The 11,125-nt window shown below is 67.7% G+C and carries 6 protein-coding genes and 1 pseudogene; 6 read left to right on the top strand and 1 reads right to left on the bottom strand.

What is annotated here, in order from left to right:
• Positions 1-63 precede the first annotated feature (63 nt).
• Complete coding sequence (locus H597_RS33395; protein ID WP_051293881.1) at positions 64-2,277, bottom strand: GNAT family N-acetyltransferase; 2,214 nt, start codon at positions 2,275-2,277, stop codon at positions 64-66.
• Between the two features lie 241 nt (positions 2,278-2,518).
• On the opposite strand from H597_RS33395, the gene H597_RS0117350 reads away from it, so the two are divergent.
• The 6 genes and pseudogenes from H597_RS0117350 to prsT all read left to right on the top strand — a co-directional run bounded on the left by H597_RS0117350 (position 2,519) and on the right by prsT (position 11,088).
• Positions 2,519-4,102, top strand: a complete 1,584-nt coding sequence (locus H597_RS0117350; protein WP_028103242.1) for an acyl-CoA ligase (AMP-forming), exosortase A system-associated — start codon at positions 2,519-2,521, stop codon at positions 4,100-4,102.
• Entirely contained in the window at positions 4,099-5,346 is a 1,248-nt protein-coding gene (locus H597_RS0117345; RefSeq protein ID WP_028103241.1) for a pyridoxal-dependent decarboxylase, exosortase A system-associated, read from the top strand. The genes H597_RS0117350 and H597_RS0117345 overlap by 4 nt, the downstream gene beginning before the upstream one ends.
• Positions 5,282-5,914: pseudogene (locus H597_RS35950) on the top strand (hypothetical protein); the annotation flags it as partial. The gene H597_RS0117345 and the pseudogene H597_RS35950, both read left to right, overlap by 65 nt.
• 169 nt (positions 5,915-6,083) lie before the next feature.
• Positions 6,084-7,199: an asparagine synthetase B family protein gene (locus tag H597_RS35945; protein WP_229632200.1), complete on the top strand. Its 1,116-nt coding sequence runs from the start codon at positions 6,084-6,086 to the stop codon at positions 7,197-7,199.
• Position 7,200: 1 nt separating this feature from the next.
• Complete coding sequence (locus H597_RS31375; RefSeq protein WP_051293880.1) at positions 7,201-8,235, top strand: polysaccharide deacetylase family protein; 1,035 nt, start codon at positions 7,201-7,203, stop codon at positions 8,233-8,235.
• A 99-nt stretch (positions 8,236-8,334) separates the two neighbouring features.
• Positions 8,335-11,088: an XrtA/PEP-CTERM system TPR-repeat protein PrsT gene (gene prsT / locus H597_RS0117330; RefSeq protein WP_035374570.1), complete on the top strand. Its 2,754-nt coding sequence runs from the start codon at positions 8,335-8,337 to the stop codon at positions 11,086-11,088.
• Positions 11,089-11,125: the final 37 nt, after the last annotated feature.

Raw genomic sequence — 11,125 nt, 5'->3', positions numbered from 1 at the left:
ATTTAACCGGTCCAGCACGCTCGCCGGCGGGCTGGATTGCATATTATGCATCACTGTTATCGATTATGGAACGGTGGCCACGATTCCGTCGGCCGCTTCGCCACGGCTGGGGCGCAGCCAGCCCCGTGCCGCCAGGTAGAGGCGCAGCACGGGCGCCAGCAGGTGGCGCTGGTTCAGCACCTCCAGCGTGTAGTAAGGCTGCTCCTGTTCCATCCAGAGCGCCTTGTAGGGATCGTCGCCCAGCATGAAATCGATGCACTCGACCTTGTCGTGCTGGTAGACATAGTCGACCAGGTGGCCGGTCAGCAGGCTGCCGGGCGAAAACTTGTCGGCGTCGCGGTCCTGGGCCAGCTTGAAAATATGGGCCACCCCGCCGACCACCAGCCACAGTTGGCTGGCCACCACCCGGCCATCCAGGTACAGCAGGCCCAGGCGCAGATAGCCGAGCTCGGCGCTCCAGCGCATCAGCCAGTCGATGAAGCAGCGCGACGGTTCGCGCACCTTCCAGCTGAGCTGGTAGGTCGACCAGTAGTCTTCCACCTGCTGCGGGCTCGGCGCGGTCACCACTTCGAAGCGGTGCGCTTCGCGCGTCAGCGCCTTGCCCTTGCGCTTGATGGTGTTGCGCAGCTGCGAAGGGCGCTTGGCCCAGTAGCCTTCCTGGTCGTAGGCGTGGGACGAGTAATTGGTGGAGAACTGCACCTGCTGCACCGCGTGGCCGCACTGGCGGGCGCCGGCGCTGGCCACTTCGGCCTGCAGCGGGCAGACCGGGGCGGCGCTCAGCCGGAGCCAGCTCTTGTCGAGCTGGTCCAGCGCCTGCAGCATGACCTTCCACGCTTCCGTTTGCGACAGTTGCTGGGCATCGGCAAACAGGTCGACGAAGGGCGAATAGAAATTGCTCAGCAGGCGTACATCGAGGCTGCGCAGCAGGCCGGGGCGGCGCTCGATCGGCACCGCCAGGCAGGGCTCCGCGCCGCGCCAGACAAACAGCCAGCTGTAGATGCGGTCGGCGTTTTCCGGATAGGCCGAGCGCTCGAAGCGCACCAGGGCCTCATACCATTCCGGCGAGCAGAACAGCGGATCGGGCTGGTGCTGGCGCAGCCAGGCGCTCAGTTCGGCCGGCAGCGCCGCGTCCATGGAAAACTCCTGCACGCGCAAGTCCTGGCCCTGGCGCCCGCTCAGGCGGGACAGGCGGCGGCGCAGGTGGATGGCCAGGCCCATGCGGCACGCCCGCAGGAAGGGCCCCTGGTCGCCCGGGCGCCAATAGGTGAAGGCGGCCCGCTTGCCGCCATAGGGGCGCAGGCTGCGGGCGGCGAAGGCTGCCTTCCAGTAGGACAGGATGTCGCGCTCGCCGTCGAACCAGGCGACCGGGCCGCGCAGGGCGGTCGGCTGCGGCGTGAGGCCCAGGGCCAGCTGGAATTCCTGGTAGACCTGGTTGAAGCCGGCCGCCACGCACAGTTCCAGCCAGAAGTCGGTGCGGCCGACGGTCGGCTCGATGACCCAGAAGCTGCCGTCCGGCGCCCGCTTGAGTTCCAGCGACACGGGGCCGGACAGGGCCAGCCCGGCGAAGAACTGGCGCGTCAGGGCCAGCACGGCCGGTTCGTCCACCGTTTCCGCCACCGTGGTCTGGCCGCGCGCGGGCGGGAAGGAGGCGATCTTGCGCCCCACCATTTCCTGCACCACCTTGCCGTGGTCGAGCACGAGGGCGCCGAAATACAGGCTCTGGTCGCCGCCGTCGATGTATTCCTGGGCCAGGATGGGCAGGTCGGCCTGGTATTGCAGCAGCAGGCCGCGCAATTCGGCCGGACTGTGCGCCAGCGCCGTCTTGAACGACGACAGCGGGCGCGCCGGTTTCAGGATCACCGGGTAGCGGAACCCGTCCACGGCCGCCGCCGCGCCGGCCACGGCATCCAGGGTGGCCGAGCGCGGATAATTCAGGCCCTGGCTGCGGGCCGCCTGTTCCAGTTCGTTCTTGCGCTGCAAGCGCAGCACATGGTCTGCACAGTCGGCCCAGCTGAGCCGATAATACGGGCGCAGCTGCGCGACCCCTTCGCCCATCAGGCGCACATGGGTGTCGTTGGAGGGGAACAGCACCACCGGGCGGTCCTGCGGCAGGCGCGCGCGCAGGGCGGCCAGGGTCGGCACCAGGTCGGCCAGTTCGGCCGCGCTGCACAGGAAGGTGTGGCGGATCGCCTTGCTGCGCACGCCCGGCAGCCCGCCATCCTTCTCCAGGGCGTACACTTCCACGCCCGCGTCATGCAGGGCGCGGACGATGGACAATCCATGACTGCAGAGGCCAACGACCAGGGCAACCGCCGGCGTGGCCGGCAAAACAGGGCTAGCAGTATTTTTCACAACGCGATCGATTTGGCACAGAGATCCATATATTAAATGCAAGTGTGTTGCTCGTGTGTGAATAAATGCAGCAAATCTGTATCCGTTTCGCGGCGGCTGGAATGTGCGTCAATTTTTTTGAAAGTTTTGCAATATAATTAATGCTATTGCGTATCGACTGAGCACCATGAGCGACCTGATCCATCAATTTATCTTTGCCTCGGCACAACGCACGCCGCAAGCCGAAGCCCTGGTTTACGGCGAGCGGCGCCTGGACTATGCCAGTCTGGCCGCCGCGGTGCAAGGTGCCGCCCATGGCTTGCTGGCGCGCGGACTGCAACGCAGCGAACGGGTAGCAGTTTACCTGGAAAAAAATATCGAGAACGTGGCCGCCATGTTCGGTGCGGCGGCCGCCGGCGGCGTCTTCGTGCCGGTCAATCCCTTGCTCAAGCCGGAGCAGGTCGGCTACATCCTGGCCGACTGCAATGTGCGGGTGCTAGTGACCTCGGCGGACCGCCTGCGCCTGCTGGCCGCGACCCTGCCCTCCTGCCCCGACTTGCAGACGGTGATCGTGACCGGCAAGGCGGACGCGCTGCCCAGCTTCCCGCACCTGCACGTGCTGCCCTGGGCGGCCGCCATGCAGGACGCGCCGCCGGCCGGTGCGCACCGCTGCATCGATACCGATATGGCGGCCATCCTGTACACCTCGGGCAGCACGGGCCGCCCGAAAGGCGTGGTCCTGTCGCACCGCAATATGGTGGCGGGCGCCGTCAGCGTCTCGACCTACCTGGACAACACGGCGGCCGACCGCCTGCTGGCCGTGCTGCCGCTGTCCTTCGACTACGGCCTGTCGCAGCTGACCACGGCCTTCCGCGTCGGCGCCACCGCCGTCCTGATCAACCACCTGTTCGCCAGCGATGTGCTGAAGGCCGTGCTGGCGGAAAAAATCACCGGCCTGGCCGCCGTGCCGCCGCTGTGGATTCAGCTGGCGCCGCTGGCCTGGCCGGCCGACTGCACCCTGCGCTACCTGACCAATTCCGGCGGCGCCATGCAGCGCGCCACGCTGGACGCCCTGCGCGCGGCGCTACCGAACGCCCAGCCCTTCCTGATGTACGGCCTGACCGAGGCCTTCCGCTCCACCTACCTGCCGCCGTCCGAGCTGGAACGCCGCCCCGATTCGATGGGCAAGGCGATCCCGAACGCGGAAGTGATGGTGCTGCGCCCCGACGGCAGCGAATGCGCGCCCAACGAGCCGGGCGAGCTGGTGCACCGCGGCGCCCTGGTGTCGCTGGGCTACTGGAACGACCAGGCCAAGACCGCCGAACGCTTCAAGCCCTATGCCTCGCCGCAGTACGGCCTGCCGCTGGTGGAGATGGCCGTCTGGTCGGGCGATATCGTGCGGCGCGACGAGGAAGGCTTCCTTTACTTCATCAGCCGCAACGATGAAATGATCAAGACGTCCGGCTACCGGGTCAGCCCGACCGAGGTGGAGGAAGTGGTGTACGCGCGCGACAAGGTGGGCGAGGCGGCGGCGCTGGGCGTCAAGCATCCGTCCCTGGGCCAGGCCATCGTGCTGCTGGCCTACCCGCGCGACGGCGAGAGCTTCAGCGATGCCGAGCTGCTGGCGGCCATCAAGCCGCACCTGCCGGCCTATATGCTGCCGCAAAAAGTGCTGGTGTCGGCCACGCCGCTGCCGCGCAACCCGAACGGCAAGATCGACCGCAAGCTGCTGTCGACCCAGTACGCCGAGATCTTCGCGGAGGGCGCATGAGCATGGATGCCGCGCGCCCACGCCCGCAGCACGCCCCGCTGCTGCAGTTCGCCGTGCAGGATGACTGCCTGCTGATCGGCGGCATTCCGCTGCCGCGCCTGGCGGCCCGGGTCGGCCAGACCCCGTTCTACGCCTATTCGCGCGCCGCCATGACGCAGCGCGTGGCCGAGCTGCGCGCCGCCCTGCCGCAGGACGTGCACCTGCACTACGCCATGAAGGCCAACCCGATGCCGGCCGTGGTGCAGCATATGGCCACCCTGGTCGACGGCCTCGATGTCGCTTCCGGCGGCGAGCTGCGCGTGGCCCTGGATACCGTGATGGCGCCGGACAATATCAGCTTCGCCGGGCCGGGCAAGGGCGAGGCCGAGCTGTCCTGCGCGATTGCCGCCGGCATCGTGCTGAACCTGGAATCGGAGGGCGAGCTGGAACGCGCCGCCCGCATCGGCCAGCGCCTGGGCATCGTGCCGAAAGTGAATGTGCGGGTGAACCCGGACTTCGAACTGAAATCCTCGGGCATGAAGATGGGCGGCGGTCCCAAGCAGTTCGGCGTGGATGCCGAACGGGTGCCGGCCATGCTGGCGCGCATCGGCGAATTGGGCCTGGACTTCCACGGCTTCCATATCTTCAGCGGTTCGCAGAACCTGAAGGCGGCCGCGCTGCAGGACGCCCATGAAAAAACCTTCGCCCTGGCCCTGCGCCTGGCCGAGGCGGCGCCGCGCGCGCCGCGCATCCTGAATATCGGCGGCGGCTTCGGCATCCCCTACTTCCCCGGCGAAGAGCGGCTCGACCTGGCGGCCGTGGGCCAGAACCTGGCCCGCATCCTGGAGGACGTGCGGCCGCGCCTGCAGGGCGCCCAGGTGGTGATCGAACTGGGCCGCTACCTGGTGGGCGAGGCTGGCGCCTATGTCTGCCGCGTGGTCGACCGCAAGGAGTCGCGCGGCCAGGTCTACCTGGTGACGGACGGCGGCTTGCACCACCACCTGTCGGCCTCCGGCAATTTCGGCCAGGTGATCCGCAAGAATTATCCGGTCGTGGTCGGCACCCGGGTGGCCGGCGGGCCGCGCGAGCTGGCCTCCGTGGTCGGTCCCCTGTGCACCCCGCTCGACCTGCTGGCCGACCAGATGGAACTGGGACAGGCGCAGCCGGGCGACCTGGTGGTGGTATTGCAATCGGGCGCGTATGGCGCCACGGCCAGTCCGGCGGCGTTCCTCAGCCACCCGGCCGCGGCCGAAGTTCTCGTGTAAGCGGAAAGGTAAGCGTATGAGCGGGATCTGTGGATGGATTGGGTTTGCCGGTGCGCCGGAACTGCTGGAGCAGATGGCGGCGCCGCTGTCCCGCTTCGACCAGGGCCAGGTGCAGGCCCGCTCCGGCCAGCGCAGCGGCGTGGCGGTGGCGGCCCAGGCCGGCGGCGCCGAGGTCTACCAGCGCGACGGCCTGCTGGTGGCGCTGTGGGGGCAGCCGCGCCTGGACGACCCGGCGCTGGCGGCCCAGGCTGCCGCCCAGGGCGTGGCCGCCACCGTGGCCGCCCTCTGGGCGCAAGGCCCGCAGCGCACCTGCCACCAGATCCACGGCTGCTTCACCCTGGCCATCCTCGATGAACGCAGCGGCGAAGCCTTGCTGGCCACCGACCGCATGGGGGTGCAGCCGCTGACCTGGCAGTTGGCCGGCGAAACGCTGGTGTTCGCCAGCTCGGCCGATGCGCTGCTGCGCCACCCGCTCACGCCCGGCGTGCTGGACCACCAGGGCTTGTACAACTATGTGTACTTCCATATGGTGCCGTCGCCCGGCACCGTGTACCAGGGCCAGCAGCGCCTGCTGCCCGGCCACTTCCTGCATTACCGCCAGGGCCGCGTCGAAGAGCGCAGCTACTGGCGCATGCATTTCGAGGAAGAGGGCAAGCGCTCGTTCGGCGAGCTGAAGGAAGACTTCCTGTCCGTGCTGCGCCACAGCGTGCAGGAAGCGGCGGGCGGGCGGGCGCAAGGTGGGCGCCTTCCTGTCCGGCGGCACCGACAGTTCGACCATCGCCGGCATGCTGACCCAGGTCGGCGGCGTGGCGGCCGACACCTATTCGATCGGTTTCGAAGCCCAAGGCTACGACGAGATGGAGTATGCGCGCATCGCCTCGCGCCATTTCGGCACCAAACACCATGAATACTATGTGACGCCGGACGATGTGGCGAACGCCATCCCGCAGGTGGCGGCCGTGTTCGACCAGCCCTTCGGCAATGCCTCGGCGGTGCCGGCCTTCTACTGCGCGCGCATGGCCAAGGCCGACGGCATCGAACGCATGTTCGGCGGCGACGGCGGCGACGAGCTGTTCGGCGGCAACGAGCGCTATGCCAAACAGCATGTGTTCGAGCTGTACGAGCGGGTGCCGCGCCTGGTGCGCAAGGCCCTGCTGGAGCCGGCCGTGTTCAACTTCCCGGGCGGCGAGCGGGTGCGCCTGCTGCGCAAGGCGCGCAGCTATATCGAGCAAGCCTCGGTGGGCATGCCGGCGCGCCTGGAAACCTATAACCTGCTGGGGCGCTACGGCCCGCAGCAAGTGTTCACCGACGACTTCCTGGCGGCGGCCGACATCGGCAACCCGATCGCCACGCTCGAGCGCAATTACGGCCGCAGCGAGGCCCGCTCCCTGATCAACCGCATGCTGGCGCTGGACCTGCAGATCACCCTGGCCGACAACGATTTGCCGAAGGTGATGAAGGCTTGCGAGCTGGCCGGCGTGGAGGCGGCTTTCCCCTTCCTGAACGACCGGATGGTGGCCTTCTCGGCCGGCCTGACGCCGCAGCAGAAGCTGAACGGCACCCAGCTGCGCTGGTTCTTCAAGGAAGCCCTGCGCGGCTTCCTGCCGGACGCCATCATCAGCAAGCAGAAGCACGGCTTCGGCCTGCCGTTCGGCGTCTGGCTGCAGCAGCACCGTTCCCTGCAGCAGCTGGCGGCCGACAGCCTGAGCGACCTCAAGTCGCGCAAGGTGGTGCGCGGCGAATTCATCGAACAGCTGGTCGGCACCCACTTGAAAGAGCACGCCGGCTACCACGGCACCATGGTCTGGGTGCTGATGATGCTGGAACAGTGGTTCCGCCACCACAAAGCCTGACATGCGCACCCGCGTCTGCATCACCATCGACACGGAATTTTCCATCGGCGGCGCGTTTGCCGATGCCAGCCGGCTGCCGGTGGGCGAGCCCATGGTGTGGTGCGAGGTGGGCGGGCGCTCGGAAGGGCTGGGCTTCCTGCTTGAACAGTTCCAGCGCCACCAGGTGCCGGCAACGTTCTTCGTGGAAGCCTTGCAGCGCCAATATTTCACGCGCGATCCGATGGCGGCTATCGCCCAGCGCATCGCCGCCGACGGCCACGAGGTGCAATTGCACGCCCATCCCTGCTGGTCGGTGTTCGGCTACCCCGACTGGCCGCAGCGGGTGCGCGCCGAGCCGCGCCAGGACGATTTCTTCGGCCGCGCGGAAGACGACTCGGTGCGCCTGATCGCACGCGGCCAGGAAGCGTTCGGCAACTGGGGCGTGGCGCCGCCGACGGTGTTCCGCAGCGGCAGCCTGCAGCACGACGCGGCGCTCTACCGGGCACTGGCGCGCTGCGCCATCCCGTACAGCTCCTGCGTCGGCCTGGCCATCTTCGATTCCGGCGACCGCGACTTCCAGTTGTATAGCGGCGTGCATGCGCGCGCCGGCGTGCTGGAATGCCCGGTGCTGACCTTCCAGGACTGGCGCCTGGGCGGGCGGCGCCACCTGAAGACGCTGACCATCGCCGGCACCAGCTTCGAGGAAACCCGCACCCTGCTCGAGCAGGCCCACGCGGCCGGCGTGCCGCTGGTGGTGCTGCTGACCCATCCTTTCGAATACGTGCAGCGCAGCGACAGCGGCGGCCAGGTGCGGCGCCATGCCGTCAACCAGGAGCGTCTGGCGCGCCTGTGCGCCTGGCTGGACGCCGAGCGCGCGCGCTTCGAACCGGCCGGCATGGCCGCCGCGGCCCAGGCCCTGGCCGGCCAGCCGGCGGCGCAGCGCAATGTGCTGCTGGCCGGGCGTCCCTGGCAAAGCCTGCGCCGCATGGCGACCCAGGTGGCCTACGACCGCTACGGCGGCTGGCAGCTGGCGCGCCAGCGCGGCGCCGCGGCATGAAGCAGCGAATGTTGTAGCGCGGACCCGGCCACTTGCCGGATCGCGCCATGCTATGCCACCATGCCACTCAACCTTCACTCACGCGACCACGAACCCTCCATGGCAAAACGCATCTCACCCCTGTTCCTGGCCTTGGCCCTGTCCAGCGCGCTGCTCGCCGGCTGCAAATCCGACACGCCGGAAAGCCTGCTGGCCGACGCCAAGCAATTGCAGCAGAAGGGCGACCGCAAGGGCGCCCAGATCCAGCTGAAGAATGCGCTGGCCAAGGATCCGAATAACGGCGAGGCGCGCTACCAGCTGGCCAAGCTGTCGCTGCAGATGAACGATCCGGTGTCGGCGGAAAAGGAAGCGCGCCGCGCGGTGGAACTGAAATACCAGCTGAAGGAAAGCGAACCGCTGCTGGCGGAAGCCCTGCTGCGCCTGGGCGACTTCCAGAAGATGCTGGACGATACCGCCAAGTTCGAGCAGACCCCGGCCCTGATGGCCCTGCGCGGCGAGGCCCTGATCGGCCTGCGCAAGCTGGACGACGCCAAGAAGGAATTCCAGGGCGCCCTGAGCGCCCAGCCCGACAGCGCCGAAGCGCTGACCGGCATGGCGCGCCTGGCCGCCATGGGCAATGACCTGGAAGGGGCGCGCGACCTGGCCGAACAAGCGCTGTCCAAGGACGCCGGCAATATCAATGCGCTCAATTTCAAGGGCGAGTTGCTGCGCGCCCAGCAAAAGCCGGACGAAGCGCGCGCCGCCTTTGCCGAAGTGCTCAAGCTGGACCCGACGAACAGCAGCGCCAACCTGGAAAAAGCCTACCTCGACATCGTGGCCGGCAAGCTCGACGCGGCCCAGGCCGCCGTCGACGCGGCCAAGAAATCCTCGCCGCGCAGCCTGCCGACCCTGTACACCCAGGCCCTGATCGACTATTCGCGCGGCAACTACAAGGCGGCGCGCGACAGCCTGCAGGCGGTCGCCAAGAGCGCGCCCAACCACCTGCCCAGCATGCTGCTCTCGGCGTCGGTCGATTTCCACCTGGGCACGCTGAAGCAGGGCGAAGCCAAGCTGCGCACCTACCTCGAGGCCGACGGCGGCAATGTGTATGCGCGCAAGCTGCTGGCGGCCACCCTGCTGCGCGTAAACAGCCCGGCCGATGCCCTGAAAGTGCTGGAACCCACCCTGAAAGGCAAGGTCAGCGACGGCAGCCTGTTGGAGCTGGCGGCCCAGGCCAATATGCTGCAGCGCGACCCGGCCAAGGCCGCCGCCCTGCTGGAGCAGGCCATCGCACTCAATCCCCAGCGCGCCCCGAGCTATATCGCGCTGGGCGGCGCACGCCTGGCGCTGGGCGAGCGCGACAAGGGCCTCGCCATGCTGAACAAGGCGCTGGACATCGAGCCCGACTCGATGCCGGCCGCCATGGCGCTGGCGCGCACCCGGCTCGGCATGGGCGAATTCGACGAGGCCCTGGCCGTGCTGGCCAAACAGGATGCCAAGCATGGCAAGGAGCCCGAACTGCACGTGCTGAAAGCCCATGTGCTGCTGGCCAAGAAGGACAAGGCCGGCGCGCGCGCCGCCTTCACCAAGGCGGTGGAACTGGCGCCGGGCAATTACGGCGCCGTCGCCAACCTGGCGCAGCTGGAACTGATGGAGCAAAAGCCGGAGGCGGCGCGGGCCCACCTGATGAAGCTGCTGGACAAGGACAAGGACAATGTCCAGGCCATGACGGCGCTGGCCATGCTGGCCGAGCGCGAGAAAAAGCGTGACGAAGCCGCCAAATGGCTGGAAAAAGCCGCCGCCGTCGATGCCGACGCCCTGGCGCCGGCCAGCCGCCTGGGGGCCTACTATCTGCAGACACGGCAGGCGCCCAAGGCGGTCGAGCAGCTGCGCAAGGTGCTGGTCAGCCATCCGGCCGAACCGTCGGTGCTGGAACTGATGGGCCGCGCCCAGCAGATGAGCAACGACCTGCCGGGCGCCTATGAAACCTATAGCAAGCTGGCTGGGGCGGTGCCGAAGTCGGCCCAGGCCCAGCTCTACCTGGCCAGCGTGCAGGTGCAGCGCCAGGACTTGCCGGGTGCCGTGGCCAGCGCCAAGAAGGCGCTCAGCCTGGATCCCAACTATGTGCCGACCCACCTGATGCAGGCCGACCTGGCCCTGCTGCAAAACAAGCCGGACGATGCCCTGGCCATTGCGCGCAACCTGCAAAAGAGCCAGCCCAAGCATTTCGCCGGCTTCCTGCTGGAAGGCGACCTGCAAGTGAAGCTCGGCAAGCCGGCCCTGGCGGCCGCGCCTTACCAGCAAGCGTTCAGCATGACCTCGCGGCCGGAATTGCTGATCAAGCTGGCGGCCGTGCTGCGCGCCACCAACCGCAGCGCCGAAGCCGATGCCCAGGTGGCGACCTGGCGCAAGGCGCATCCCGATGAACCGCTGGGCCTGATGTATGTGGCGGAGCAGAATATCGCTTCCAAGCAATTCAAGACCGCCATCGGCCAGCTGGAAAACGTGCTGTCCAAGCAGCCCGACAATGTGGTCGCGCTCAACAACCTGGCCTGGAGCTACCAGCAGGAAAAGGACAAGCGCGCCCTGGCCACGGCGGAAAAAGCCTACCAGCTGGCGGGCGAGAACGCGGTCATCATGGATACCCTGGGCTGGATCCTGGTCGAGCAGAACCAGCTCGAGCGCGCCATCCCGATCCTGCGCAAGGCCGCCGAACTGGCGCCGAAGGCGGGCGACATCCACTACCACTACGCGGCCAGCCTGCACAAGAAGGGCGACAAGGCGCAGGCGCGCAAGGAAATGGATATCGCCCTGGCCGATACCGGCTTCACGCCGTCGGACGAGGCGCGCGCCCTGCTCAAACAGTTGCAATGATGAAGTTACACCAATAAATTTACAACAATCATCTTGT

Origin of the sequence: Pseudoduganella violaceinigra DSM 15887, from assembly GCF_000425385.1 — a bacterium.
Taxonomy (GTDB): Bacteria; Pseudomonadota; Gammaproteobacteria; order Burkholderiales; family Burkholderiaceae_D; genus Rugamonas; species Rugamonas violaceinigra.
The sequence above is the reverse complement of the archived record's forward strand: the minus strand, read 5'-3'. Positions and strand labels throughout refer to the sequence as shown.